This is a genomic window from Streptomyces sp. NPDC046261 (assembly GCF_040646235.1).
Lineage (GTDB): Bacteria > Actinomycetota > Actinomycetes > Streptomycetales > Streptomycetaceae > Streptomyces.
Genome location: NZ_JBEYZU010000006.1, coordinates 102,265 through 126,443, shown reverse-complemented (window position 1 = coordinate 126,443; position 24,179 = coordinate 102,265). Strand labels below are relative to the sequence as shown.

Annotated in this window: 25 protein-coding genes; 7 read left to right on the top strand and 18 right to left on the bottom strand. The window is 73.3% G+C overall.

The annotated features are described in order from the left end of the window. Positions 1-95 precede the first annotated feature (95 nt). From groL to ABZ956_RS13910, 4 genes are all read right to left on the bottom strand, one after another. Positions 96-1,724 carry a chaperonin GroEL gene (groL, locus tag ABZ956_RS13925; protein WP_361891806.1) on the bottom strand — a complete coding sequence of 543 codons (1,629 nt, stop codon included), beginning with the start codon at positions 1,722-1,724 and terminating at the stop codon, positions 96-98. A gap of 109 nt (positions 1,725-1,833) precedes the next feature. After that, positions 1,834-2,142, bottom strand: coding sequence for a co-chaperone GroES (groES, locus tag ABZ956_RS13920; protein WP_083105757.1), 309 nt, complete (start codon positions 2,140-2,142; stop codon positions 1,834-1,836). Between the two features lie 278 nt (positions 2,143-2,420). Then, positions 2,421-3,287 carry a polysaccharide deacetylase family protein gene (locus ABZ956_RS13915; protein WP_361891804.1) on the bottom strand — a complete coding sequence of 289 codons (867 nt, stop codon included), beginning with the start codon at positions 3,285-3,287 and terminating at the stop codon, positions 2,421-2,423. A gap of 75 nt (positions 3,288-3,362) precedes the next feature. Beyond that, positions 3,363-3,899: a flavoprotein gene (locus ABZ956_RS13910; protein ID WP_361891801.1), complete on the bottom strand. Its 537-nt coding sequence runs from the start codon at positions 3,897-3,899 to the stop codon at positions 3,363-3,365. Between the two features lie 50 nt (positions 3,900-3,949). Between ABZ956_RS13910 and ABZ956_RS13905 the strand changes: the two genes are divergently transcribed. Further along, positions 3,950-5,152, top strand: coding sequence for a methyltransferase domain-containing protein (locus ABZ956_RS13905; RefSeq protein ID WP_361891799.1), 1,203 nt, complete (start codon positions 3,950-3,952; stop codon positions 5,150-5,152). A gap of 82 nt (positions 5,153-5,234) precedes the next feature. Here ABZ956_RS13905 and ABZ956_RS13900 read toward each other — a convergent pair whose 3' ends face one another. Together ABZ956_RS13900 and ABZ956_RS13895 are read right to left on the bottom strand one after the other, a co-directional pair. Next, positions 5,235-5,732: a hypothetical protein gene (locus tag ABZ956_RS13900; RefSeq protein WP_361891796.1), complete on the bottom strand. Its 498-nt coding sequence runs from the start codon at positions 5,730-5,732 to the stop codon at positions 5,235-5,237. Positions 5,733-5,862: 130 nt separating this feature from the next. After that, positions 5,863-7,080 carry a polyprenyl synthetase family protein gene (locus tag ABZ956_RS13895; protein ID WP_361891793.1) on the bottom strand — a complete coding sequence of 406 codons (1,218 nt, stop codon included), beginning with the start codon at positions 7,078-7,080 and terminating at the stop codon, positions 5,863-5,865. Positions 7,081-7,280: 200 nt separating this feature from the next. Here ABZ956_RS13895 and ABZ956_RS13890 point away from each other — a divergent pair, with 200 nt between their 5' ends. The 3 genes from ABZ956_RS13890 to ABZ956_RS13880 are packed head-to-tail and all read left to right on the top strand — an operon-like array spanning position 7,281 to position 9,586. Continuing rightward, positions 7,281-7,556, top strand: coding sequence for a hypothetical protein (locus ABZ956_RS13890; protein WP_361891790.1), 276 nt, complete (start codon positions 7,281-7,283; stop codon positions 7,554-7,556). A 12-nt stretch (positions 7,557-7,568) separates the two neighbouring features. Next, complete coding sequence (locus tag ABZ956_RS13885) at positions 7,569-9,125, top strand: AarF/UbiB family protein (protein WP_361891787.1); 1,557 nt, start codon at positions 7,569-7,571, stop codon at positions 9,123-9,125. A gap of 17 nt (positions 9,126-9,142) precedes the next feature. After that, positions 9,143-9,586, top strand: a complete 444-nt coding sequence (locus ABZ956_RS13880) for a hypothetical protein (RefSeq protein ID WP_361891785.1) — start codon at positions 9,143-9,145, stop codon at positions 9,584-9,586. 10 nt (positions 9,587-9,596) lie between these two features. Here the strand turns inward: ABZ956_RS13880 and ABZ956_RS13875 are convergent, their stop codons facing one another. Then, positions 9,597-10,463 (bottom strand): hypothetical protein, encoded by an 867-nt coding sequence (locus tag ABZ956_RS13875; protein ID WP_361891782.1) that lies wholly within the window; start codon positions 10,461-10,463, stop codon positions 9,597-9,599. 215 nt (positions 10,464-10,678) lie between these two features. Then, positions 10,679-10,867, bottom strand: a complete 189-nt coding sequence (locus ABZ956_RS13870; RefSeq protein WP_361891779.1) for a DUF397 domain-containing protein — start codon at positions 10,865-10,867, stop codon at positions 10,679-10,681. A 251-nt stretch (positions 10,868-11,118) separates the two neighbouring features. Between ABZ956_RS13870 and ABZ956_RS13865 the strand changes: the two genes are divergently transcribed. Then, positions 11,119-11,751, top strand: coding sequence for a Uma2 family endonuclease (locus tag ABZ956_RS13865; protein WP_361891776.1), 633 nt, complete (start codon positions 11,119-11,121; stop codon positions 11,749-11,751). Here the strand turns inward: ABZ956_RS13865 and ABZ956_RS13860 are convergent. From ABZ956_RS13860 to tsaB, 4 genes are all read right to left on the bottom strand, one after another. Further along, entirely contained in the window at positions 11,740-11,955 is a 216-nt protein-coding gene (locus ABZ956_RS13860; protein WP_361891773.1) for a hypothetical protein, read from the bottom strand. The two genes, ABZ956_RS13865 and ABZ956_RS13860, sit on opposite strands and share 12 nt — an antisense overlap. A 96-nt stretch (positions 11,956-12,051) precedes the next feature. After that, positions 12,052-13,182 (bottom strand): tRNA (adenosine(37)-N6)-threonylcarbamoyltransferase complex transferase subunit TsaD, encoded by a 1,131-nt coding sequence (gene tsaD, locus ABZ956_RS13855; RefSeq protein ID WP_361891770.1) that lies wholly within the window; start codon positions 13,180-13,182, stop codon positions 12,052-12,054. Next, entirely contained in the window at positions 13,166-13,663 is a 498-nt protein-coding gene (gene rimI / locus ABZ956_RS13850; protein WP_361892444.1) for a ribosomal protein S18-alanine N-acetyltransferase, read from the bottom strand. Before rimI ends, tsaD begins: the two co-directional genes overlap by 17 nt. A gap of 32 nt (positions 13,664-13,695) precedes the next feature. Next, positions 13,696-14,364 (bottom strand): tRNA (adenosine(37)-N6)-threonylcarbamoyltransferase complex dimerization subunit type 1 TsaB, encoded by a 669-nt coding sequence (gene tsaB / locus ABZ956_RS13845; protein WP_361891767.1) that lies wholly within the window; start codon positions 14,362-14,364, stop codon positions 13,696-13,698. A 242-nt stretch (positions 14,365-14,606) separates the two neighbouring features. Here tsaB and ABZ956_RS13840 point away from each other — a divergent pair, with 242 nt between their 5' ends. Continuing rightward, complete coding sequence (locus tag ABZ956_RS13840) at positions 14,607-15,203, top strand: hypothetical protein (protein WP_361891765.1); 597 nt, start codon at positions 14,607-14,609, stop codon at positions 15,201-15,203. Between the two features lie 84 nt (positions 15,204-15,287). On the opposite strand, the gene ABZ956_RS13835 is transcribed toward ABZ956_RS13840, so the two are convergent. From ABZ956_RS13835 to alr, 4 genes are all read right to left on the bottom strand, one after another. Continuing rightward, complete coding sequence (locus ABZ956_RS13835) at positions 15,288-15,494, bottom strand: hypothetical protein (RefSeq protein ID WP_361891762.1); 207 nt, start codon at positions 15,492-15,494, stop codon at positions 15,288-15,290. Positions 15,495-15,664: 170 nt separating this feature from the next. Then, positions 15,665-16,198 (bottom strand): tRNA (adenosine(37)-N6)-threonylcarbamoyltransferase complex ATPase subunit type 1 TsaE, encoded by a 534-nt coding sequence (gene tsaE, locus ABZ956_RS13830; RefSeq protein ID WP_361891759.1) that lies wholly within the window; start codon positions 16,196-16,198, stop codon positions 15,665-15,667. Positions 16,199-16,241: 43 nt separating this feature from the next. Beyond that, positions 16,242-17,513 (bottom strand): alpha/beta hydrolase, encoded by a 1,272-nt coding sequence (locus ABZ956_RS13825; RefSeq protein WP_361891756.1) that lies wholly within the window; start codon positions 17,511-17,513, stop codon positions 16,242-16,244. A 1-nt stretch (position 17,514) separates the two neighbouring features. Beyond that, positions 17,515-18,690, bottom strand: coding sequence for an alanine racemase (alr, locus tag ABZ956_RS13820; RefSeq protein WP_361891753.1), 1,176 nt, complete (start codon positions 18,688-18,690; stop codon positions 17,515-17,517). Between the two features lie 90 nt (positions 18,691-18,780). Between alr and ABZ956_RS13815 the strand changes: the two genes are divergently transcribed. After that, entirely contained in the window at positions 18,781-20,223 is a 1,443-nt protein-coding gene (locus ABZ956_RS13815) for an NAD(P)H-hydrate dehydratase (RefSeq protein ID WP_361891750.1), read from the top strand. Between the two features lie 15 nt (positions 20,224-20,238). On the opposite strand, the gene ABZ956_RS13810 is transcribed toward ABZ956_RS13815, so the two are convergent. Then, on the bottom strand, positions 20,239-22,782 hold the full coding sequence (locus tag ABZ956_RS13810) for an NACHT domain-containing protein (RefSeq protein ID WP_361891747.1): 2,544 nt from the start codon (positions 22,780-22,782) through the stop codon (positions 20,239-20,241). A 141-nt stretch (positions 22,783-22,923) separates the two neighbouring features. After that, positions 22,924-24,144: a pyridoxal-phosphate dependent enzyme gene (locus tag ABZ956_RS13805; protein ID WP_361891744.1), complete on the bottom strand. Its 1,221-nt coding sequence runs from the start codon at positions 24,142-24,144 to the stop codon at positions 22,924-22,926. Between the last annotated feature and the right edge of the window lie 35 nt (positions 24,145-24,179).

Genomic DNA, 24,179 nt, shown 5'->3' with positions numbered 1-24,179 from the left:
CCCATGACCCCGCGGCGGGCGCATGGCCCCCATGAACGGCCGCGGCCCGGCCTCCCCGCGAGGGGAGACCGGGCCGGACCGTCGTACGGGGTGCGTCAGTGCGCGTGGCCGTGACCGTGGCCGTGACCGGCCTCGGCGGGCTCCTCTTCCTTCTTCTCGACGACCAGGGTCTCGGTCGTGAGCAGCAGGGAGGCGATGGACGCGGCGTTCTCCAGGGCGGAGCGGGTGACCTTGACCGGGTCGATGACGCCGGCCTTCACCAGGTCGCCGTACTCGCCGGTCGCGGCGTTGAAGCCCTGGCCCTTGTCGAGCTCGGCGACCTTCGAGGTGATGACGTAGCCCTCGAGGCCCGCGTTCTCGGCGATCCAGCGCAGCGGCTCGACGACGGCGCGGCGGACGACCGCGACACCGGTGGCCTCGTCGCCGTCCTTGCCCAGGCCACCCTCCAGCACCTTGGCGGCGTGGACGAGGGCGGAGCCACCACCGGAGACGATGCCCTCCTCGACCGCGGCGCGGGTCGCGGAGATGGCGTCCTCCAGACGGTGCTTCTTCTCCTTGAGCTCGACCTCGGTGGCCGCGCCCACGCGGATGACGCAGACGCCACCGGCGAGCTTGGCGAGGCGCTCCTGGAGCTTCTCGCGGTCCCAGTCCGAGTCCGTGGTCTCGATCTCGGCCTTGATCTGGGCGACGCGGCCCGCGACGTCCTCGGAGTTGCCGCCACCGTCGACGATGGTGGTGTCGTCCTTGGTGATCGTCACGCGGCGGGCGGAGCCCAGCACGTCCAGACCGGCCTGGTCGAGCTTGAGGCCGACCTCCTCGGCGATGACGGTGGCACCGGTGAGGGTGGCCATGTCGCCGAGCATCGCCTTGCGGCGGTCGCCGAAGCCGGGGGCCTTGACGGCCACGGCGTTGAACGTGCCGCGGATCTTGTTGACGACGAGGGTGGAGAGCGCCTCGCCCTCGACGTCCTCGGCGATGATCAGCAGCGGCTTGGAGCCACCGCCCTGGATGATCTTCTCCAGCAGCGGCAGCAGGTCCTGGATCGAGGAGATCTTGCCCTGGTGGATCAGGATGTACGGGTCGTCGAGGACGGCCTCCATACGCTCCTGGTCGGTGACCATGTACGGCGAGAGGTAACCCTTGTCGAAGGCCATGCCCTCGGTGAAGTCGAGCTCCAGGCCGAAGGTGTTGGACTCCTCGACGGTGATGACACCGTCCTTGCCGACCTTGTCCATCGCCTCGGCGATGAGCTCGCCGACCTGCTTGTCCTGCGCGGAGAGCGCGGCGACGGCGGCGATGTCGGACTTGGAGTCGATCGGACGCGAGGTCGCGAGCAGCTCCTCGGAGACGGCCTTGACCGCGGCGTCGATGCCCTTCTTCAGGGCGGCCGGGGAGGCACCCGCGGCGACGTTGCGCAGACCCTCGCGGACCAGCGCCTGGGCCAGCACGGTCGCGGTGGTGGTGCCGTCACCCGCGATGTCGTTGGTCTTGGTCGCCACCTCCTTGACGAGCTGGGCGCCGAGGTTCTCGTACGCGTCGTCGAGCTCGACCTCGCGCGCGATGGTCACACCGTCGTTGGTGATGGTGGGGGCGCCGAACTTCTTGTCGATGACGACGTTGCGGCCCTTGGGGCCGATCGTCACCTTCACGGTGTCGGCGAGCTTGTTGACGCCGCGCTCAAGGGCGCGACGGGCGTCCTCGTCGAACTTCAGGGTCTTGGCCATGGGTTACGTATCCTTCGCCGTATCTCTCAAACGACCTGCGCCCCGGGCGCCCGGCTAGCAGGCACGGGAACCAGGGGCGCAGATCAAAAGCTTCGAAAGCCTGGGTGAACTACTTCTCGATGACCGCGAGGACGTCGCGGGCCGAGAGGACGAGGTACTCGTCGCCGTTGTACTTCACCTCGGTGCCGCCGTACTTGCTGTAGAGCACGACGTCGCCGACCTTCACGTCGAGCGGCAGGCGCTCGCCGTTCTCGAAGCGGCCCGGGCCCACGGCCAGGACAGCGCCCTCCTGGGGCTTCTCCTTCGCGGTGTCCGGGATGACCAGGCCGGAGGCCGTGGTCTGCTCGGCGTCGAGCGGCTGGACCACGATGCGGTCCTCAAGCGGCTTGATGGCAACCTTGGAGCTGGCGGTCGTCACGATCCGACCTCCCCCTTCGGAGATCTCACGGGGTTAACTGTCTGAGGTGGCGACCTGGTAGATCCGTCGTCGCGGGTGCCGGATCTGCCCGTCGCTGTGTTTGGCACTCGCCGGTGGAGAGTGCCAACGGAGCCGAGACTATGACGCGGTTAGCACTCGGTCAAGCGGAGTGCCAATTCGCCGTGCGGCGAGCTTTGGCTACCCCCTGTGCCGGGGAGGTACTCCTGGGACTTCACCCGAGCCCAGCGGCCGACCCCGGAGGGGATACAGACAGTGGGTTACAGGTAGTCCTCCAGGCGCGCCACCGTGTAGCCCTGCCGCTGGATGCTGCGCAGCATGTTGGTGACCATCCGCGTCATCGTCGTGCCCTTGAGCTCCCCCGGCCCGCGGAAGTGGGCCAGGACGATGTCGCCGGGGCGCAGCCCGCCGCCCTGGGCGTAGCGCATGTCGTTGATCTGCATCGTCACCTCCCACAGCACGAGGGCCCGCACCCCGCAGGTGCCCGCCGCGGCGAGGGTGGCGTCGTTGTAGTTGCCGTACGGCGGCCGGAAGAGCGCGGGCCGGGTGCCGAAACGCTTCTCCAGGGCGTCCTGCTGCCCGCATATCTCGCGCCGCTGGGCGTCGGGGGACAGGGTGCGCAGGTTGGGGTGGGTCAGGGTGTGGTTGTCGACGCCGTTGCCGAGGGCGCGCAGCTGGTCGAAGTAGCCGTAGCCGCTGCCCGCGCGGGAGATGCCATCCGTCAGGAACATCGTGAAGGGCAGCTTCAGCTCCCTGGCCATCTTCAGGAACTCGGGGTCCTTCTCCGCCCCGTCGTCGATCGTCACGAAGACGACCTTGTCCTTGGTCGGTATGCGCCGCACGATCTGGGGCGTCGCGCCCGGCTTGACGCCCTGCAGCAGTTTCGTGGCGGGGGGCGCTGGCGGCGCGGCGAGCGGCTTGTCCAGCCCCCAGCGGCGGTACGCGTCGTCGGGTGCGGTGGGCGTGACGGGCGCGGCCGTGCCAGAGGGGCCGGAGCGGCCGGGCTTCTGCGAGGCCTTCGGAGCGCCGGAGGACGAGTTCGAGCACCCGGCGAGAACGCCGGTCAGCAGCACGGCGGCGGAGGCGAGGGCGGCGGCGCGGAGGCGGCCGGAAACAGACGGGCTCACGCGCACGATTGTTGTGCATGCGTTCGATGCCGCTGTGGGCGCGGGGTGACGGCCGGATGGCCCCCCGGACGGGCCTCAGGGCGCGGGCAGCGCCGCCACCGCCGCGGCCCATGGGTACGACTCCGCGCTGTCGCCCTGCCCGGGGTCGCGGCCGTCCTCGCCGAGCAGCACGGTCACGCCCGCCTCGCGCAGGAACGCCACGTTCTTGGGGAAGGCGGGGTGCGCGGCCTGTGCGTCGGCCAGGTGCGGCAGCGCGACGACGGGCAGCCCGAGGCCGATCGCCTCGGTGATCAGGCCGAGCGCGAGGGTGTCGGAGATGCCGGCGGCCCACTTGCCGATCGTGTTGAAGGTGGCGGGCGCGACCAGGATCGCGTCCGGCGGCGGCAGCACGTCGGGCTCCCCGGGCAGCTTGTACTCATGGCGTACGGGGTGACCCGTCAGCGCGGCCAGGGCGGGGACGTCCGCTTCCAGCCAGCGCCGGGCGTAGGGGGTGAGGATCAGGCACACCTCCCAGCCGGCGGCCTGCGCGGCGCGGACTCCGTCGACGGCCCGGACGGCCGGCTCGGCGGCGCAGCAGACCAGGTAAAGGGTGCGCTTCGTGGTCGTCGTCACCAGGGCAGTCCACCGCGTGCGGCAGGGGCCCGCAAGAGAGAATGAGACACGTGCCCGCACCGATCACCCCCCTCGACGCCTTCGCCGCCCTCCTCACCGACGAGGGCCGCGCCCTCCTCGACGGGCTGCGCGACTACGACCCCGCCCAGGAGCTGGCCACGGCGACCCGGCTGCGCCGCGAGCACCCGGCGGAGCTGGTCTCGGCGGCGCTCGGACAGGCGCGGCTGCGTCAGCGCGCGGTCGCGAAGTTCGGCGCGGAGGACGCGTACCGGATGTTCTTCACGCCGAACGGCGTGGAGCAGGCCACGCGCGCCTCTGTCGCACTCCACCGCGCCCGGCGCTTCGAGGCCCTCGGCGTACGCAGCCTCGCCGACCTCTGCTGCGGCAACGGCGGCGACGCGATCGCCCTGGCCCGGGCCGGCATCTCGGTGCTGGCCGTCGACCGCGACCCGCTGACCTGCGAGGTCGCCCGCGCCAACGCGGCCGCGCTGGGCCTGTCGGACCTGATCGAGGTGCGCTGCGCCGATGTCGCGGACGTCGACACATCGACGTACGACGCGGTCTTCGTCGACCCGGCGCGGCGCGGCGGCCGGGGCCGGATCTTCGACCCGGAGGCGTACTCCCCGCCCCTGTCCTGGGCGGTGGAAGCGGCCCGTACGGCGCCCCGCGCGGCGCTCAAGATCGCCCCGGGCGTGCCGCACGAGGCGATCCCCGAGGACGCGGAGGCCGAGTGGATCTCCGACGGTGGCGATGTGAAGGAGGCCGTGCTCTGGTTCGGCACGCAGCCGGGCGCGCGGCGCGCGACGCTGCTGCCGGGCGGCGCGTCCCTGGTGGGGCGCGGGCTGCCGGATCCGGCGGTACGGCCGGTGGGGCGCTATCTGTACGAGCCGGACGGCGCCGTCATCCGCGCGCACCTGGTGGCGGACGTCGCGGACGATCTGGGCGGCGATGCCGGGCTGATCGACGAGACGATCGCCTACGTGACGGGCGACGAGCTGCGCGCGACGGCCTACGCGGCGGCGTACGAGATCACGGACGTGCTGCCGTTCAACCTGAAGCGGCTGAAGGCGCTCGTGCGCGAGCGCGGCATCGGGGTGGCCGTCATCAAGAAGCGCGGCTCGGCCGTCGAACCGGAGGACCTCCGCAAGAAGCTCAAGCTCGGCGGGCCGAACTCCTGCGTCATCGTGCTGACGCGCGTGGCGGGCGCGCCGACGATGCTGCTGGGACAGCCGGCCGGCGGGCGAACCCCGTGAGCTTCCCGGCCTCCGGCGCGCACCCGGCCGAGTCCGTCCGGTCCGTCCGGTCCGTCCAGTCCGTGCCCGGGGCCGGCCGGGATCAGGAGGACTTCTTGTTGCCCGTGCCGGTCGCCTGACCGAGGGTCCCGCCGAGGTTCTGGAGGGCCTCCAGGGCCTTGGCGAGCTGGGCGACGTTCTCCTGGAGCTGGGCGACCTGACCGGGAAGGGAGGCCAGGGCCGTCGCGAGGTCCGCGGCGCCGCCGGCGGCACCGGTGGCCGCGGCCAGCGGGTCCGTCAGACCGGCGACGGGCGCCGCCGCCCCGGAAAGGCCGGTGAGCGTGCTCAGCGCGGTGTCGCCCCGCAGGATCTTCCGGGCGCCCTGCTCGCCAAGGGACTCCAGCGCGGCGAGCTTGCCGAGGGTCTGGAGCGCGTCGGCGGGGAGGTTGGCCACGGCCTGCAGGCGCAGGTGCCGGGTGAGCAGGTCCGTGCCGTGGCCGCCGGCCGAGGGGCGGTCGAGGATGTCGTCCAGGGCCTTCTTCGCGTCATCGGCGATGTTGCCGAGCAGGGTGCGGAAGGTGTCCGTCATGGTGTCCGTCATGGGGAATTCTCCTTGCGTCTAACGCGGATCAGCGGCGGGGGAACGGCCTGGGTGCGGAGGAGCGGCGGGGAGGGAACGGGGGCGGCCGCCCGCCGCGGGCGGAGGATGTCGGGTGAGGGGGCACGGCAATTCACGTGTTCCACGTTCGGCGGACGACGGCCGCGGCCGCGTCGGCGAGGGCGGCGGTGTGGGGGGAGTCGGGAAGACAGGGCCGCGCCGCGGCCCACGCCTCGTCCAGCAGCCGGGCCGCTTCCTTCTCGCACGCGGCGACGGCCCCGCAGTCCTCGATCGTCCGTACGGCCCGCTCCACGGTCCGCTCGTCGGGCCCCGCGCGCAGGGAGCGCCACAGGGTGGCCGCCTCGGCCCGGGGCAGCAGCGTGACGGAGTGGGCCAGGGGAAAGGTGACCTTGGCGTTGCGGAGGTCCTCGGCCGCGCGCTTGGTGACCCGGTCCCGGTGCGTGACGCCCCGCAGGTCGCCGACGTCGTCGGTGATCTGATAGGCGAGCCCGAGCGCCTCGCCGAACTCCCCCAGGACCGCTCGCTGTTCGGCCGTCGCCCGGCCGGCGAGGGCACCGATCTCGCACACCGCCCGGACCTGGGCGCCGGTCTTCAGGCGGTGGGTGAGCGCGAGTATCCGCAGCAGGGGCTCGCTGTCCGAGGTGGTCAGCGCCAGCTCCAGTTCCTCCTGATGGCCCTGGATGTCCAGGGCTTGGCCCGCGTGAGTGGCGCGCAGATTGGCCAGGTACGTCTCGTACACGGCCAGCCGGAGCTCCGCGTCCTCGGGGAAGGTGTGGCGGATGGCGCGGTCGAAGCTGAAGTAGGCGGCGGTTCCCGCGTTGATGGCCGTGGCCTCGCCGAAGACGGTGTGCGCCGCGGGACTGCCGCGCCGCAGGGGCGAGGCGTCCTCGACGTCGTCCACCATCAGCGAGCCGGCGTGCCCCACCTCGCAGGCGGCGATGAGTTCGGCATAGCGGCGGCCGCCGACGCCGAACAGATCCAGCACCCGGGCCATCAGATGGGCGCGCCAGCGTTTGCCGCCGGCGTCCAGCAGGTGGCGCACCGGGGCCACCAGAGCCGCGTGGAGCCGCCGGTCGCGGTGGACGGACCCGCCGGGGTCGAGTACGGCGCACCCCTCCCGTCCCATGAGTTCCACGCTGAGGGATGCTTCCGGCGCGGCGGGGCAGAGCCGGGTGATCCCCTCGTGCAGCACCGATGCCGTCCGCGCGACCTGGGCGTCGCCCTGCGCGCGAGGAGCGGAAAGCCGCGCGGCTTCTGCCGTCGTCGCGGCTCCCGCCGTCGTCGCGGCGAGGACCCGGGAGGCGGGCAGCGGGGAAAAGTCATCGGCCATGAGATCACTCCCTCCGTATGGGAAATGGCGTCGGTAAACCTAGCGAATGACGACCAATAATGAGGCGAATTGCCGCGTGCGCCCGCCCGCGCCGCGACAAGGGATTTGCCGCTCATCGCATTAGTGTGTGCGGTTTGTGCGCCGCGGCCCGTGCCGATAAGTTCTGCCCCTGACCGGAACCGGGAAAGGAACGCCTCCTGATGGGAAAACGCAACGTTGTCGAGGAATTCATTGACAATGTGGCGGACGATTACAAGAAGGCGTTGGACGACATCCTGGGCCACGACGGGGCCGACGGCCTCACCGGAGCGGCGGGCCGGCTCCTCGCCGCCTCCGCCCTGGCCGGTCTCCCAGGGCAGTTGGGTGCCGTCAGCGAACTGCTCGGCAGACTGGCCGAGGAGCTGAAGACCGTCCAGCCGCCTCAGGCGGCCGCCGGCGGCGCAGACAGGCCGGACGCTTCCGGCGAGAAGGCATAGGGCGGCCGCGCGGTGGGGCTGGTCGGCGGTCGGCTGCTCACCGTGGCCAGGGTGCTGGGCGAACTCGTCGGCCAGGACGAGACATGGCGGCGGACCCGGCCCGGCCGTGCCCACGACGACGCTCTCGCGTCCGGGCGCGCCACCCGCCGGGCCCAGGCCGCACGAAGAGCACTGGAGCGGCTCGGACCCCTCTACGTGAAGCTGGGTCAAGTCCTCGCGACCCGGCCGGACATGGTGCCGGCGCACATGCGCGCCGAATTCCAGAAGCTCAACGACCGGGTACCGGCTCAGCCCTTCGCCGCCTTCGCGCCCGTCCTGGAGGAGAACCTCGGCCCCGACTGGCGGCGGATGTTCGACGACGTCGACACGGACCGCCCGCTCGGCGCCGCCTCGCTCGCACAGGTGCACCGGGTCACCCTGCGCGGCGGCGCCCCGGGCGTCATCAAGCTCCAGCGCCCCGGCGTCCGGCGGACCACCCACGCCGACATGGCACTGCTGCGCCGCGCCGCCTGGCTCACGGCGCGTGGCGCGCCGCGCTTCAACGCGGTGGTCGATGTGGAGTCCATCCTCGCCAACGTCTTCGACGCGATGGAGGCGGAGCTGGACTTCACCAAGGAGGCCGCCAACATGGAACGGGCCCGCGCCTCGATCGGCCGCTTCCCCCAACTGGACATCCCGCGGGTCATCGCGGCCGCCCCCGGGGTCCTGGTGCAGTCACTCGCCCCCGGCGGCTCGGTCGCGCGGATCGACCGCGCGACGCTGGACGAGCAGCGGCGCGAGACCATCGCCCGCGACCTGACGGCGTTCATGGGCCGGGGCTACTTCGTCGACCGCTTCTACCACGCCGACCCCCACCCCGGAAACGTCTTCGTCGGCCCGGACGCCCCGGCGACCCTGCTGGACTGGGGCATGGTGGGTCGTGTCGACCAACGGACCAGCATGCGCATGCTGCTCCTGCTGATGGCCGTCGGCCAGAACGACGGCCACGGCCTGGCGCGGGTGTGGACGGAGCTGGGGCGCACCACCCCATGGTCGAACGTCCCCGGTTTCACCGCCGACATGGCCGCCCTGGTGCCCAAGCTGGCCTCGTCCTCGATGGCCGAGATGAACTTCGGGGTCGCGTTCAGCTCCGTCCTGGAGAAGGCCGCCCGACGCGGGATCGCCTCCGCCCCGACCGTGTCCCTGATCGGGAAGTCCCTGGTCAACCTGGAGGGCAGCGTGCGACTGCTGGCCCCCCACCTGACGTTCCCCGACCTGTTCGAGTCCGAGGTGCACGGCATCGTCCTGCACGTCCTGCGGGAGACGATCTCTCCACAGCAGACGGCCCGCCGGGCGCTGGAAGCGCTGCTGGCCTACAGCATGGCCGGAGAGCAGCTGCGCGGGGCCGCGGTGCCGGGGGGCGGCACGCCGCCGTCGCATGGGCGGCCCTCTTGCTCGCACCAGCACGCGCTGCTGGCCGCGGGTGCGCTGGCGCTGTGGGGCCTCCACCGCCGTGCGCGCCGGGGCCGCGATGGGCCGGGAAATCCGGTGCCATGGACAACACTACGGAAGGACCGAGCCCCATGGTAGGAGAGCAAGGGGAACAGTTGGCGCTGCTGGCCGCCCTGGCCGGGACCGGAACGGCGGGCGGTCCGGCCGGCCTGGTCGAGGTGCTGCGGCAGCTCAACGAGGTCACCGGCAGGCTCGTCGTCACCCTTCAGCGACTCCAACCGCTGCTGGCCGCCGCGTCGGCGGCGGGCGCCGCGGGGACGGGGGCGGGGGCGGGCAAGGCGGCCGCCGACGCATCGGCCAAGACGGCCTCCGACGCGTCGGCCAAAGCGGCCGACACCGGCGGCAAGGCTGCGGAGACCGGCAGCAAAGCCGCTGACACGGTCGGTAAGGCCGCTGACACCGGCGGGAAGACCGCTGACACTGGCGGCAAGGCCGCGGATACCGCCGGCAAGGCAGCCGACACCGTCGGCAAGACGGCCACCGGCGCCGGTAAAGCGGTTACCGACACCGCGGGCAAAGCGGCACCGGTCGGCTGGTGACCCGGCAACCTCACACCCCCACCCGCGGTACTGCCCGGTTGATCACCCGCAGGAGGGCCGCCTTCGCGTGGACCTCCTCGGGTGAGAGGGCTCCCGGTGCAGCGGCCGCGCGTGGTTCGCCCCGGCAGTCGCGGCAGAGGCCGCCGGGGAGCGCCTCCGGGCGGCCGGGGGTGGCACAGACGGTGCACTCCAGCAGCAGGAGGGTTCGCGGTCGCGGTGCTTCCGGCTGACGCTCCGGAGGCAGCTTGTCGACGAGTCGACGCCGGGCCAGCGCCGCCGGATGGTGCACCTGCGACGGCAGCCCCGCCGTGAGGTCCCGCACGACGTGGGCCTCACTCGCGCCGCGCTCCAGCCATGCCGCTGCCAGCGGTTCGAGGGCGACGCAGTCGGCGTGCGACAGCGTCATGCGCGGGTCGGTGCGTCCGGCGGCGGCCAGCGCCTCGTACGCCCGCGAGCGGGGCGCCGGGGCCTCCGGCAGGGGCGTCTCGCCCGTGAGGACGGACGTCCACCAGGCGTCGTCCCGCGCGGTGCGCGAGAAGTACGAGCGCGTCACCCAGTGATAGGCCCCGTCGTCACCCTTGAGGTGTTCCTTCACCCGGCGCAGGTGACCGGTCTCCGACAGCCGCCGCAGCGCGGTACGGCAAGCGGCCTGGCCGTAGGCGGGGAGCTGGGCCGCCAGCGTTTTCGCGTCCATGGCCGCGCCCTCGGGCAGGCGGTCGACGAACGCGGCGACCTGCGCCTCGCGGGGCGGCAGGTGCGCGAAGTCCGTGGCGGTGCGCGGTGATTGGTCCGGTGCGCTCTTCTTGCCGTAGCCGCGCTTGGCCATCGGGTAGGCGTGCGGGGCGCGCGCGGCGGCGCTAGGGTTGGCGTCAGCCATGAGATCGACTGCTTTCGATCTTGGTGGTCAGACCCCGGCTTGGTGCTGCTAACACCGACCGGGGTCGTTTGTCGTTCCGGACGCTAGAGGATCGCGACGGTACGTCGCAACCGGATCACGGAAAGTGAACTGCGCGTGGTATACGCGCGGTTGGGGAGGGTGGGTGGGTTGAACCCACCGCCCATTCCTTACAAAGAGCGCTCGGAGCCCGGAGCTCAAGCCCCGGCCTCGCCGAGGGCCGCCACGAATGTCGCCCACGAGGGCGCTGGGAAGGCCAGTTCCGGCCCGGATATTCGCTTCGAGTCCCGGACCCGCACCTCCCGGGGCCCGGAGCGCACCTCGATGCAGTTGTCGCCCATGTTGTTGCTGTAGCTGGACTTGAACCACGTGAACGTGCCGCTCACAGCTTCTCCAACAGATTCGTAATGAAACGCGCGGACTCATATGAACTGAGGGCCACTCGATGGCTGGGCATTTCGCTACACAATGTAGCCACCTGGGAACGTTCAGGTGCCGCAGATCGCACACAGAGCCCACGCCCCGAACGGGTGAACAATCGCGTGATCGCACTTATCCGTACCGCCATTCCGCCGACGATGCCGGTGGGGCACCCAGCCCAGGCGTAGCCTGGCATGAGCGACAAGGGAGGACAGCGATGGCCGCCGATCCCATCACCGAGCCGGTGAACAAGCCGCACGAGCAGGACCCCATCGATCTACTGATCGCGATCGAGGAGGCGTCAGAGGCGCCGATTCGACCCGAGTACTTCGAGGGGATGGTGGTTGTGCCACCGCAGCCTGACTTCGAGCACGGCGACGTCACCGGCGACCTCTATCACCAGCTGCGCTGCGCCGGAATCCGGCTGGCCGGGATGGGGATGGGGTTCCGCACCGGCGTCGACACGGAGGGCAAGGACGAGACCCAGTCCCTCGCCATCCCCGACTTCTACGTTCTGCGCCGTAAGCCCACCGAACTCGACGAGGCCTACCGCAAGGTTCACAAGGGCTGGTACCCGATGGATCTGCTCGCCCTCGTCGGGGAGGTGACGTCCAGCAATCACGAGACGGACACCGGCCCCAAGTACCGCAGTTACGCCGCTGCGGGGGTCCCGGTCTATGTGCTCGTCAATCGTGAGGAGAACCGGGTCTACGTCCACACGAACCCGGTTGCCGACCCGGACGAGTCCAGGAAGAGCTTCTACCGCACGACGTCGACCGCCACGCCGGGCGAGAAGCTACCTCTTCCCGACCCCTACCCGCCCCTGGACACGTCTGCGCTACTCCCCTGACCCCGCCTGCTCCATCACCTTGGCTTGCCAGCTCGCAACGAAGCGGTTCAGAGGACCGAAGTCCCGGAGCCGGAGAATCTCGTCGGCCACCTCGGCCAGTTCCTGGCTATAGGCTTCCAGCGAATCCGGCACGACCTTCGTGACGGCTTGCCGCAACTCAGCCATGGTGATGCGCGGCTGCGCGGCAGCCGTAAGTTCTCCCATGGACGGAATTCTGTTCCGTACGCTCACCGTACCCAGCCCCAACAGGCGTCCGATCACCTGATCGAACGACTGCCGGGCGAGCCTTGACCGCTCGCCCTACGAGTACAGGTTGTCCTTGCTCAACTCGTGGAAGTGGTCGTGATCGTGGTCATGGTCATGGGAATGCCCATGGTCATGCCCCGGCACATGCGTCTCCGTCACCGGCAGGGACGAGTCCGCCGACAGGTCCCACGACGACGACGCGCGTCCGCGGGCCACCATCTCCGCGCCCAGGGCCGCCACCATCGCGCCGTTGTCCGTGCAGAGCTTCGGGCGCGGCACGCGCAGGGTGATGCCCGCGTCCTCGCAGCGGCGTTCGGCCATGGCGCGCAGGCGGGTGTTGGCCGCTACTCCGCCGCCGATCATCAGGTGGTCGACGCCGTGGTCCTTGCAGGCGCGGACGGCCTTGCGGGTCAGTACGTCCACCACCGCCTCCTGGAAGGAGGCGGCCACGTCCGCCACGGGGACGTTCTCGCCGGCCGCGCGCTTGGCCTCGATCCAGCGGGCCACGGCGGTCTTGAGGCCGGAGAAGGAGAAGTCGTATATGGGGTCGCGGGGGCCGGTCAGGCCGCGGGGGAAGCGGATGGCGTGGGGGTCGCCCTCGCGGGCGTAGCGGTCGATGACCGGGCCGCCGGGGAAGCCGAGCTGGAGGACGCGGGCGATCTTGTCGAAGGCCTCGCCTGCCGCGTCGTCGATGGTGGAGCCGAGCGGGCGGACGTCCGCGGTGATGTCGGGGGCGAGGAGGAGGGAGGAGTGGCCGCCGCTGACCAGCAGGGCCATCGTGGGCTCCGGGAGGGCGCCGTGTTCCAGCTGGTCGACGCAGATGTGGGAGGCCAGGTGGTTCACGCCGTAGAGCGGCTTGCCCAGCGCGTAGGCGTACGCCTTGGCCGCCGAGACGCCCACGAGCAGGGCGCCGGCGAGGCCGGGGCCGGCCGTGACGGCGATGCCGTCGAGGTCGGACGCGGTGACGCCCGCTTCCTTCAGGGCGCGCTGGATGGTGGGGACCATGGCTTCCAGGTGGGCCCGGCTCGCGACCTCGGGGACCACGCCGCCGAAGCGGGCGTGCTCGTCGACGCTGGAGGCGACCGCGTCGGCGAGGAGCGTGTGGCCCCGGACGATGCCGACGCCCGTCTCGTCGCACGAGGTTTCGATGCCGAGGACGAGGGGTTCGTCAGCCTTGCGAGCCATGGGTCATTCCTTGCACTGCGGAGTTCGGATCGGTCAGGCGCATCACGAGCGCGTCGATGTTGCCGGGCTGGTAGTAGCCGCGGCGGACGCCTACGGGCTCGAAGCCGAAGCGCTCGTACAGGCGCTGGGCGCGGGTGTTGTCGACGCGCACCTCGAGCAGCACCTCGTGGCACTCGAAGGCGGTCGCGGTCGTCAGCAGTTCGGCCAGCAGCCGGGCGCCCAGGCCCGTGCTCCAGTGGTCCCGGTCCACGGCGATGGTCTGTACGTCGCCGGTGCCGTCGATGGCCGCGAGCCCGGCGTAGCCGATGATGCGCGGCGCCGCCCCGGCGGCCGGCAGGTCCTCCGCCACCACGTAGCGCCGGTTGGCGTTGGCGCCCCGGGCGTGGGCCAGCTCGGACCAGAAGAGGCCCTTGGACCACGCGTCGTGCGGGAAGAGCTCACGCTCCAGCTCCAGCACCGGTGCGATGTCCCACCAGCGCATCTCGCGGATGCGGACGGTCGCGGTCGGCTCGCTCACTGCGGTGTGACCACCTTGTAGTTGGCCGGCACCTGGGCGTCCGGGCGGCGCAGGTACAGCGGCTGCCCCGGCAGGAACTCCCCGCCGGTGCGCAGCTTCTCGGCGGCCAGGGCCGCCAGCGCGCCCGCCGACTGGTGCTGCGGCAGATCGTCCCGTACGCCGGTGAAGGCGTCCGGGTAGAGGACCGCGCCGGCGCCGACGGCCGTGAGGCCGGCGACGCGCTCGGCGAGCTCGGCCGGGCGGTCCACGGCGGGCTCGGTGGCGCGGGTGCGGGCGTCGGCGTACCGGGCCCAGTAGACCTCCTTGCGGCGGGCGTCCGTCGCCACGACGAACTCGCCCTCCAGGCCCGCCTGCCCGGCCGCGTAGGCGATGCCGTCGAGCGTGCACAGGCTGTGGACGGGGACGCCCAGCGCGGCGCCGAAGGTGGCGGCCGTGACGATGCCGACGCGCAGGCCGGTGTAGGGGCCGGGGCCGACGCCCACGACGATGCCGGTCAGGGCGTCCAGCTTGCGGCCCGCCTCACCGAGCACCCGGTCCACGGCGGGCAGGAGCAGCTCCCCGTGCCGGCGGGCGTCCACCTGACTCGACTCGGCGACGACGGACTCGCCGTCGTAGAGGGCGACGGTGACAGCGGGGGTGGCGGTATCCAGAGCGAGCAGCAGCACATGACAAGCCTACGGCGCGCCGTGGGGCGTCCGGTGCGCGCATCGGCCACCGGCGGGGGCGCGGCGGGGGCGCGGCCGGGTGCTACGGTCAGCCGCAAAGCCGTACGAGCCCTCTGAGCCGTATGAGTGGTGCCTGTGACCGGCGGGAATCCGGCGGGTACCGCCAGGAGCAGGACGCGGCCGTACGCCGGAACGAAGCCGTACGCGGGACAAGCCGTACGCAGGACGAAAGGGTGCGCAGCGTGGCACGCAGCAGCTCGGGGGTCGTCGTGGCCGCGCTCACCGCGGCGGCACTGGCCGGGGTCGGCTTCCTGGCCGTCCAGGCGGAGGCCGCGCCCGACCGCCCCGCGAGCGCGCACGCGGCGGGCAAGGACGCGTCCGGCAAGGCGAAGGACCAGGGCGCGGGCGACTCGGGCAAGGGCAAGGCGGAGGGCGGCCAGGACCAGGCCGCCGCGAACCCCGTCCCGGCGAACTCGGGCTCGGGCCTGCGGGTCGTCTACGCGCTGGCGCAGAAGCGGGTGTGGCTGGTCGGCTCCGACGAGAAGGCCACCCGGACCTACGAGGTGGCGCCCAGCGCCGTGCACCCGGCGCCGGGGACGTACGCGGTGACCTCGCGGTCGCCGAACGTCACCGGCACGGACGGGATCCCGATCGAGCACGTGGTGGTCTTCCACCGGAACGCGGCCGGGGTCGTCTTCGGCTTCAGCGCGGCCGTCGACGGTTCCTCGCCGAAGCCGTCGCCGGGGGCGAAGACCGGCGGCATCCGCGAGACGCCGGCGGACGGTCAGGCGATGTGGGAGTTCGCGGTGAACCACACGAAGGTCGTCGTCGTTCCGTAGCGCACGGCCGACGGGCCGCTCCGTGTCACCCTTCCGGGCTAACGGCGGACGCGGTCCCCTTCGCGGGCCCGTCCCAGGCCCGTCTCAGGCCGCTTCTCTCCGGTCCCTCTGATCCCGCTCGCCGGTCTCCGGGCCGTCTTCGGGCGCCGCGGCGGCGGGGCCGGGCGCGGGCGCCTTCGGCGGTGTGGAGACGGCGTCGGCCGCGGCGCAGGACGCGAGGAGGTCGCGCATCGACGGGGCCCGCTCCTCGAAGCGGTTCGCCATGGGGGCAGCGGTCTCTCGGGCCGACATGAATGCCTCCTGGGGCAGCTCGGGCCAGGCGGAGAAGTTAGGCAGCCCTAACCGGCTCTCCGTTCTCCATGTGACCACGCCCGGAGCCGCGCGCGCAACATCTTGCCGACGGCTTGTCGGAATACACCGGGGGCCGGGTGGGGCCTCGCGGCCCGGCCGGCCCGTCCCGCTCAGCCCAGCACGGTGAGGTCGACGCCCGCCCAGCGCTCGCCGACGCCCGTCACGGTGACGCTGCGGACGTCGTCGGCCTCGTCGGCCGGGGCGTCCAGGCCGACGGCCCGCTCGATGACGACCCGCAGCCGGTCCTCCGACAGCTCCTCGACCTTGCCGTCGCCCCACTCCACGACGATCACGGACTCGGGCAGCGAGACGTCGAGGTCCAGGTCCTCCATCTCGTCCAGCCCGCCGGAGAGCCGGTAGGCGTCGACGTGGACCAGGGCGGGGCCGTCGCCCAGCGGCGGGTGCACCCGGGCGATGACGAAGGTCGGGGAGGTCACGGCGCCACGGACGCCGAGGCCCTCGCCCAGCCCCCGGGTCATCGTCGTCTTGCCGGCGCCCAGCTCACCCGAGAGCAGGACCAGGTCGCCGGGGCGCAGCAGCCCGGCCAGCCTGCGGCCCAACTCGCGCATGTCCTCGGCGGACTTGACGGTGAGCTGCGCGGCCGGGGCCGCCGGGGCCGTGGAGGTGTCGTGCGGGACGTTCATATCCGTCGATGGTACGTGGCGGGCCCACCTGGCGGGGCGGGGCTCAGCCGCCCGGTTGCGCCCCGGCGGCGCGGCCGCGCTGCCGGACCTCGCCCACGCCGGCCGCCGCCAGCAGGGCGGCCAGGTGCGTGCCGACCGTCGCCGGCTGCTCCAGCATCACCATGTGGCCCGCGCCGGGGACGACGACCAGCTCGGCGTCCGGCAGGGCCGCGGCGATCACCTCGCTGTGCCCGCTCGGGATGACGAGGTCCTTCTCGCCCGTGAGGACCAGCACCGGGACATGGCCGAAGGCGGCCAGCGCCGCCGCCTTGTCATGCCCGTCGAACGCCGGGTAGAAGGCGGCGACCACGTCCACCGACGTCCCCTCCAGCAGCCGCTCGGCGAACCGGGCGACGGCCGGGTCCACGTCCTTGGACCCGAACGAATAGCGCCGGATGATCCCCGCGAAGAGGTCCGCGGTCGCCCGCCGCCCCCTCTCGACGAGCTCGGTCTGCGTCGCCATCAGCTTGAACGCGCCCGGAAAGATCGCCCGGCGCACCAGGGTCATGCCGGCGGCCGGGAGCCCGTAGGTGGCCTCGGAGAGCTTGCCCGAGGACGTCGAGAGGAAGGCCGCGCCGACGACCCGCTCGGCGATCAGCTCCGGGAACTGGGCGGCCAGGGCCATGGTCGTCATGCCGCCCATCGAGTGCCCCACCAGCACCAGCGGCCCCTCGGGGGCGGCGGCGTCGATGACGGCCTTCAGATCGCGGCCCAGCAGGTCGATGCTGACCGCCTCGGAGCCGCTCTTCGCCCGCCCGGACCGGCCGTGGCTGCGCTGGTCCCAGAAGACGGTGCGCACGCTGCCGCGCAGGGCGGCGCGCTGGAAGTGCCAGGAGTCCTGGTTGAGGCAGTAGCCGTGGCTGAAGACGACGGTGACGGCCGGCGCGGGCCGGCGCCCGAAGAGCCGCGAACGGCCGTTCCCGGGCTGCTCGGGTTCGGCCGGCTCGTCCACCTCGTAATAAAGCTCGGTGCCGTCCTCGGCGATCGCGATGCCGGGCGTGCCGCGCAGCGTCCCGTACGGGCCGGACGCGTCCAGGGCGAGCCGGGCCTTGCGGCGCATGCCGCGCCCGACCGTCAGCCGCTCCACGGCGACCCCGACCGCGGCTCCGGCGGCGACGATCCCCACGGCGGCGCCCGCCACGCCCGCCGCACCCGCTCCGCGCCGCCAGGCGCTCGCCGCGGCCGTGGCTCCCGCGACCGCGGTGGCCCCCGCGGCCGCCGTGGCCCCGGCGGCCCCCGCCGCCCTCGCGCCCGTACTGTCGCCGCCCTCGCTCATCTCACGCCCCCGTGTCGTCGCTCTCGGTGTCCTCTTCCCGGATCTCTCCGACATAGACGCGGGGTACGCGTGCGGAGATGCGCGTGACGACTTCGTAGGCGATGGTTCCGGTCGCCCGCGCCCAGTCCTCGGCGGTCGGTTCGCCCCGGTCCCCGGGGCCGAAAAGCACCGCTTCGTCACCGACCCGCGCCGTGTCGCCGCCCAGGTCGACGACGAACTGGTCCATCGCGACCCGGCCCGCCACCGTGCGCCACTTGCCGCCGACCAGCACCGGGCCGGTGCCGGAGGCGGCCCGCGGGATGCCGTCCGCGTAGCCGACGGGGACGAGCGCGAGGGTGGTCTCGCCGGGGGTCGTGTAGAGATGGCCGTAAGAGACCCCATGACCGCCCGGCACGCGCTTGACCGAGGCGAGGGACGCGGACAGCGTCATGACGGGCCTGAGCCCGAAGTCCTCGGGGGTGCCGACCTCGGGGCTGGGCGAGATGCCGTACATCGCCACCCCCGTGCGCACCAGGTCGAGGTGGGTCGAGGGCAGGGTGAGGGTGGCCGGGGAGTTGGCGATGTGCCGGACCTCGGGGGTCAGCCCCTGACGCTCGGCGTACGACACGGCGTCCCGGAAGACCTCGGTCTGCGCCGCGATCGACGGATGACCGGGCTCGTCGGCGCACGCGAAGTGCGACCACACGCCGGTGACCTTGACCAGCCCGGCCCGCTCCGCGTCGTGGGCGGCCGCGACCAGCTTCTCCCAGTCGCCGGGCTGGCAGCCGTTGCGGCCCAGGCCGGTGTCGATCTTCAGCTGGACGCGGGCGGGGCGACCGGCGGCCCGTACGGCCTCCGTCACCTCTTCCAGGGCCCACAGCCCGCTGACGGAAATGTCGATGCCGGCCTCGACGGCCTCGCGCCACGGGTCGCCCGGCGTCCACAACCAGCACATCAGCCGGCCCGTGTCGCCCGCGGCACGCAGCGCCAGCGCCTCCTGCGGAGTGGCCGTACCGACCCACTCCGCTCCGGCCTGCCGGGCCGCTCTCGCGCAGGGCACCGCCCCGTGCCCGTACGCGTTGGCCTTCACCACGGCCATCAGCTGCGCCCGGGGGGCGCGGGCCCGCAGAGCGCGTACGTTGGCCCGCAGGGCGGCCAGGTCGACCACGGCTCGGGCGCGCATCGGTGTCTCACTCATCCCCGCCAGTGTCTCAGGCCCCGGGGGCACGGGACTCGTGCGGGGCTGACAGGGGTGTCGGCCGTGCGCGTGGTGGGGAAGGCTGGGCCCATGAGGACTGGGTACAGCGTGGAGACCGTACGGGCCGCCGAACGGGCGCTCATGGCCGAGTTGCCCGAGGGCGCGCTGATGCAGCGGGCAGCGGCCGGACTGGCCGCGGCGTGCGCGGACCTGCTGGGGCGCGTCTACGGCGCGCGCGTGGTGCTGCTGGTCGGCAGCGGCGACAACGGCGGCGACGCGCTGTACGCCGGCGCCCGCCTGGCCCGGCGCGGGGCCGGGGTGACGGCCGTCCTGCTGGCCCCCGGGCGCGCGCACCCCGGCGGGCTGGCCGCGCTGCGCGGCGCCGGCGGGCGCGTCGTCGACGGCCCCGAAGCAGAGCCCGCGGTGCGGCGGGCGCACCTCGTGGTCGACGGCATCGTCGGCATCGGCGGCAAGGGCGGCCTGCGGCCCGAGGCCGAGGCGCTGGTCCGGGTCGCGGCGGAGGCCGGGGCACCGGTCGTCGCCGTGGACCTGCCCAGCGGCATCGACGCGGACTCGGGCGAGGTGCGCGGCGCGGCGGTGCGCGCCGACGCCACGGTCACCTTCGGCACGTACAAGGCCGGGCTGCTCATCGACCCGGCACGCGAGCACGCCGGGGCGCTGCGCCTGGTCGACATCGGCCTCGGGCCCCGGCTGCCCGAGGAACCGGACGTGGCGGCCCTCCAACACGCGGACGTGGCCGCCCTGCTGCCGCGCCCGGCCGCCGAGAGCGACAAGTACCGCCGGGGCGTGGTCGGCATCGTCGCCGGCTCGGCCCGCTATCCGGGCGCGGCGGTGCTCGCGGTGGCGGGCGCCCTGAGCGGGGGCGCGGGCGCGGTGCGCTACGCCGGGCCGGCGGCGGAGGCGGTGATCGGCCGCTTCCCGGAGACCCTGGTCTCCGCCGGGCCGCCCTCGAAGGCGGGCCGGGTGCAGTCCTGGGTGGTCGGCCCGGGCCTGGGCGACGGGGCGGAGGCGCGGCGGGCGCTCGTGGACGTCCTGGCCTCGGACGTGCCGGTGCTCGTCGACGCGGACGGCCTGCGGCTGCTCGACCCGCAGGCGGTACGCGCCCGGAGGGCCCCGACGCTCCTGACCCCGCACGCGGGCGAGGCCGCCGCGCTGCTGGGCCGAAGCCGCGAGGAGGTCGAGTCGGCCCGCCTGGCGGCCGTACGGGCCCTGGCCGGGCGGTTCGGGGTCACGGCCCTGCTGAAGGGCTCGACGACGCTGGTGGCCTGCGGCGACCGCGCGGTGCGGATCAACCCGACGGGCACACCGTGGCTGGCCACGGCCGGCAGCGGCGACGTGCTGTCGGGGCTGACGGGCGCCCTGCTGGCGGCGGGCCTGACGGCACGGGACGCGGCCTCCGCGGGGGCCTACCTGCACGGTCTCGCGGCCCGGCGGCTGGGGGCCGCCCCGATCACCGCCCTGGACGTGGCCGGGGAGCTCCGGGGGGTGTGGCAGGACGTCTGCGAGCGGTGAGGGGCCGCGGGCGCGTCACACGCGCCCCTCTTTCTCGTTTTTCTCGTCCCTCTCGGCCTTCTCGTCCCCCCGGTCCCCCCGCAGCCACACCTCCGGCCTGCCGCCCAGCCGCCGCAGGGCCCTCTCGTGGGCGCTGCTCTTGGCCACGAACGCCAGCCCGTCCTCGTACACGAGCTTGCCGATCACCGCGTCCGCGTAGTGGTCGGTGTCGAAGCGGTCCCACGCCCACGCCAGCTGGGCCCGCACCTGGCGCGAGGGGTGCGTGGCGTACCGGGCCAGCAGGGGGATGGCCCGGTCGTCGGCCACGGCCGTGGCGGCCACGACGACGGCGTGGGCCACCTCGTCCGTCAGCCCTTCGGGCCCCGGGAGCAGGTCCAGCACGATCTTCCCCGCCTCGGCGAGCGCCTTGGCCGACTCCGTGTCGCGCGGCGGCACCAGCTCGGCCGCCGCCTTCTCGACCCGCGTACGGACCTCCGGGTCGACCTCGGTGGCCTGCTCCAGGCAGGCCGCGGCCAGCAGGTGCAGGCGGTGGCGGTTGCCGTCCTCGCGCTCCCCGCGCTCCAGCAGCTTGCGCAGCAGTTCGGCGCGGGCGCGCGGCGGGGCGTGGCCCACGGCCATGCGCAGCACGTCCTCCCACTGGTCGTCGTGGGCGTTGTTGACCAGCAGGTCGAAGTCCCAGTCGTCGACCGCCGCCTGGGCGCCCAGATAGTCCTGGAAGGTGCGGTGGATGAAGTCCAGCGTCCCGCTCGTCGGCCGGCGCAGCAGTCCGCTGCGGACGACGAGGTGCCGCAGGATGTCCTCGGCACTGCCCTTGGCGGCGACGGCCGGCATGGCGGGCAGGGCCCGGTCGAGGATCTCGACGGCCCGGTGCCACTCGATCTCCGAGCGGCCGTTGCGGATCAGCCAGTAGGCGATCTTCTGTAACAGGGCCGTCTGGGCCTGCTCGAGCTCCGGGCCCTCCAGGCCGACCACGATCTCCCGCTCGCGGTCGCGCCGGATCAGCAGCAGGTCCAGCGCCGCGCGGTAGAGCTCCATGCGGCCGTGCGGCAGATAGCCGCGCCGGGAGCGGTTCAGGGCGCAGATCAGGGCGCACATCAAGGGATTGGTGGCCAGCCGGCCGAGGTCGGGCTTGGCGACGACGGCCGCGCTCAGGGACTCGCGGAAGGCCCGCAGCCGCTCGTCGTCGGCCTGGCCGGCCGCCGTGTGCCAGCGGTCGATGAACGCCAGGACGTCGGCGCGGCTCATCGGCAGCAGGTCCAGCTCGGTGAAGCCGGCGTCCGAGAGCCAGCCCTCGCGGACCGCGGAGGGCCGGGTGGTGATGACGTACCGCGCGTCGGGGTAGGCGGCCAGCAGGTCCTTGACCCACGTCAGGGTGCGCCGGCGGTCGGCCTCGGGGACCTCGTCGACGCCGTCGATCAGCAGCAGCGCCGTGCCCTGGTTGAGCCGGTCCGTCACCCACCCGCGGGCGGCGGGCACCCCGGCCAGCGGCCCGGCGGCCGCGGCGAGGAACTCCTCCGGCCGCGGGAGCTCGCCCCTGCGGATGAGGGTCCGCAACGGCAGGGTCAGCGGCACGCAGCCGCTCAAGTGGCCCAGCTCCGGGGGCAGGTCACCGCGGGCGGTCATCGTCGCCAGCCACTGCAGCAGCGTGGTCTTGCCCGAGCCGGCGGCGCCCCGCAGCAGCACCCGCCGGTGCCCGGCCAGGGCCTCCTCCGCCCGGCGGGCCGAGGGCACCTCGCGGGCGGCGGCGCCCCCGCGGCCCTCGGCGGCGCGTGCCCCGGTGGTCAGCTCGAGGCTGAGGTAGGCGGCGTCGAGCGGCCAGGTCTCGCCCTCGCCGTCGGAGAGGGTCAGGCCGATGATGGTCAGCTCGCCGGACTTCTCGACGATGTAGTCGCGCAACCGGCGTTCGAACGCCTCGATCTCGAGCTGCCGGGGCGAGGCCAGCGAACGCGACTCGGGCTTGTGCCCGGCCATCAGGCATTCGCTGAGGAAGCTGAACTCCGACCACAAGGTCGCCGACGGCGTCACGGTCAGCCGGCCGTGCCGCCAGCCGCCCGGGTCCGCGCAGACCACCCCGGCGAGCAGCCCGTCCACGAACACGGCGGCCCCGGACATCCCCGCCCACGGCGAGCCCCCGCCCTCGGCCGGCCCGGGGGCGCCGAACTCGCTGTCGAGCACATGCCGGCCGCTGAGCAGGTTGCTGCCCGGCTTGAGGGTGCCGATGACCTGCTCGGTGTCGAGTTCACCGTGCGCGTCGCGCTGGGCGTGCGGATAGCCGACGGCCTGGGCGTTCGGCCACACCCGCAAGTCGTAGGCGCGCCCCCACACGAGCGGCTCGAACGCCTGGGCCGTCTCGTCGGTGACCAGGGCGCGCTCGGCGACGAGCAGCGCGGCGTCGCAGCGCCGGTTGTCGTCCCGCGCCCACGCCACCCGGCAGCGGATCCTGCCGGTGCCGCCCGGCACGATCACCGAGGGCGTGGCGCAGTCCCCCACCACGTGTGCGGCGGTCAACACCACGTCGGGCGCCAGCAGATAGCCGCTCCCCTGGCGCCGTCCGAACACCGCCGCAATGCGTTCCCTCGCCGGGTGCACAGACCTCTCCCTCTTCGCCTCCAAGGGCCCCTGACGATACGCCAGCGCGGTCGTGGGGTCAGGGGGTTCGGGCACTGGAGAGTCGACGTCACTCCCTACTGGCAGCCGTCCTCACGCGCCCACGCCCGCGGCCCGCAGCCGCCGGTACGCCTCGTCCCAGGTCGGCTCCATGACCTCGGAGGGCTTCGTGCCGACGGCCCGGTCCTTGAAGCCGCTGGAGGTGGAGACGCACACCACGGGCCCGTCGAAGGCGTCGGCCCCGGCACGGGCGCGCAGTCCCGCGAGGCCCGCCGCGCCGGAGAGTTCGGCCCAGATGCCCTGCCGGGCCAGTTCGGTCTGGGCGGCCCGCATCTCCTCGTCGCTCACGAGCAGGGCCCGGCCGCCGCTCTCCCGGACGGCCAGGACGCCGCGGTAGCCGCCGACCGTGCAGCTGATGGCGTACGCGTCGGTGGGCCCGCCGCTCACCCGGGCCGCCGGCAGCCCGCCCGCCACGGCGGCGGCGAGCGGGCCGCCGGCCGCGGGCTCGCAGCCGAACATCCGCGGGACGCGGTCGGTGAGCCCGAGCCGCCGCAGCTCGGCGAAGCCCTTCCAGATGCCGAAGAGGCACTCGCCGTAGCCGGAGGGCACGAACACGGCGGCGGGCACGCCGAGTTCGGTGAAGATCTCGTAGGCGATGGTCTTGTAGCCCTCGGGTCCGAAGGCGTGACCGGTGTGGGTGACGGCGAGGTTGCTGACGGGGTGCAGGCCGATGCGGTCGACGAGCTGGCGCATCAGCGGCCAGCGGGCCTCCTCCGGCACGGGCAGGACGACCGCCCCGTAGGCGTTCAGGAACGCGTCCACGGCCGCGGGCATACCGGCCGAGGCGAGGACGACGCAGTGCAGCCCGGCCCGCGCGGCGAAGGCCGCCGCGGACGCGCCGTGGTTGCCGGAGGAGGACACCACGATGCCGGGCGCGCCCATCCTGACGGCGGCGCTGACCGTGCAGCGGTTGAGCCGGTCCTTGTGGCTCCAGGTGGGGTTGCGGGACTCGTCCTTCACATGGACCCCGCCGCCGATGTCGACCAGCGGCGTGTGGCCCTCCCCCAGCCCCGGCGCGGTCAGCGGCGGCAGCAGCGGCGCCCACCGCTCCAGACCGGCGCTCCGCTTCCCGGCGCCGGGGGCGAACAGCTCCGGGCTCACCCGGTCGTAGGCGTAGTCCACCTCGACCGGGTACACCAGCTCGTCCGTGGCGGTGCGCGGGCACCCCCGTACGAGCGGCGGCCACAGCGGATAGCCGAGGGACGGGTCACCCAATGATCGCTGGCCGGTGGCCAGGGAGTCTCCTGCCGTCATGATCAGGAGTTTAGGCACGAGAGTCGCTCAAATGG

What these genes read in the sequence shown, in the direction of transcription:
- ABZ956_RS13805 (WP_361891744.1), bottom strand. Translation starts at nt 24,144, where the DNA reads ATGACGGCAGGAGACTCCCTGGCCACCGGCCAGCGATCATTGGGTGAC.
- ABZ956_RS13815 (WP_361891750.1), top strand. Translation starts at nt 18,781, where the DNA reads ATGAGGACTGGGTACAGCGTGGAGACCGTACGGGCCGCCGAACGGGCG.
- tsaE (WP_361891759.1), bottom strand. Translation starts at nt 16,198, where the DNA reads ATGAACGTCCCGCACGACACCTCCACGGCCCCGGCGGCCCCGGCCGCG.
- ABZ956_RS13860 (WP_361891773.1), bottom strand. Translation starts at nt 11,955, where the DNA reads ATGGGAGAACTTACGGCTGCCGCGCAGCCGCGCATCACCATGGCTGAG.
- ABZ956_RS13890 (WP_361891790.1), top strand. Translation starts at nt 7,281, where the DNA reads ATGGGAAAACGCAACGTTGTCGAGGAATTCATTGACAATGTGGCGGAC.
- ABZ956_RS13875 (WP_361891782.1), bottom strand. Translation starts at nt 10,463, where the DNA reads ATGGCTGACGCCAACCCTAGCGCCGCCGCGCGCGCCCCGCACGCCTAC.
- tsaD (WP_361891770.1), bottom strand. Translation starts at nt 13,182, where the DNA reads ATGGCTCGCAAGGCTGACGAACCCCTCGTCCTCGGCATCGAAACCTCG.
- groL (WP_361891806.1), bottom strand. Translation starts at nt 1,724, where the DNA reads ATGGCCAAGACCCTGAAGTTCGACGAGGACGCCCGTCGCGCCCTTGAG.
- ABZ956_RS13895 (WP_361891793.1), bottom strand. Translation starts at nt 7,080, where the DNA reads ATGGCCGATGACTTTTCCCCGCTGCCCGCCTCCCGGGTCCTCGCCGCG.
- ABZ956_RS13900 (WP_361891796.1), bottom strand. Translation starts at nt 5,732, where the DNA reads ATGACGGACACCATGACGGACACCTTCCGCACCCTGCTCGGCAACATC.
- ABZ956_RS13825 (WP_361891756.1), bottom strand. Translation starts at nt 17,513, where the DNA reads ATGAGCGAGGGCGGCGACAGTACGGGCGCGAGGGCGGCGGGGGCCGCC.
- rimI (WP_361892444.1), bottom strand. Translation starts at nt 13,663, where the DNA reads ATGCGCTGGTGGGACATCGCACCGGTGCTGGAGCTGGAGCGTGAGCTC.
- ABZ956_RS13865 (WP_361891776.1), top strand. Translation starts at nt 11,119, where the DNA reads ATGGCCGCCGATCCCATCACCGAGCCGGTGAACAAGCCGCACGAGCAG.
- ABZ956_RS13835 (WP_361891762.1), bottom strand. Translation starts at nt 15,494, where the DNA reads ATGTCGGCCCGAGAGACCGCTGCCCCCATGGCGAACCGCTTCGAGGAG.
- alr (WP_361891753.1), bottom strand. Translation starts at nt 18,690, where the DNA reads ATGAGTGAGACACCGATGCGCGCCCGAGCCGTGGTCGACCTGGCCGCC.